This is a genomic window from Halorubrum sp. SP3 (genome assembly GCF_005435195.1).
Lineage (GTDB): Archaea > Halobacteriota > Halobacteria > Halobacteriales > Haloferacaceae > Halorubrum > Halorubrum sodomense.
Window position 1 is genome coordinate 1 of record NZ_SGTU01000351.1, and the last position, 470, is coordinate 470.

Genomic DNA, 470 nt, shown 5'->3' on the forward strand with positions numbered 1-470 from the left:
GTCAGGTACCTCACACCCCCAATAGATAGCAGCCGACCTGTCTCACGACGGTCTAAACCCAGCTCACGACCTCCTTTAATAGGCGAACAACCTCACCCTTGCCCGCGTCTGCACGGGCAGGATGGAGGGAACCGACATCGAGGTAGCAAGCCACTCGGTCGATATGTGCTCTTGCGAGTGACGACTCTGTTATCCCTAAGGTAGCTTTTCTGTCATCTACGGGTCCCATTCCGGAACCTCGTAGGTTCGCTAGACCACGCTTTCGCGTCAGCGTTCCTCGTTGGGAAGAACACTGTCAGACCATCTTGTGCTCTTGCGCTCTTCGCCGGATTCCCGACCCGGCTGAGATGATCTTCGGGCGCGCTCGATATCTTTTCGAGCGCGTACCGCCCCAGTCAAACTGCCCGGCTACCGGTGTACTCCTCCCGGAGTGAGAGTCGCAGTCACCGACGGGTAGTATTTCAATGCTG

At 57.2% G+C, this 470-nt stretch carries 1 rRNA gene; it reads right to left on the minus strand.

The window, feature by feature from the left end:
• Positions 1–470, minus strand: a 23S ribosomal RNA gene (locus EXE42_RS19490); the annotation flags it as partial.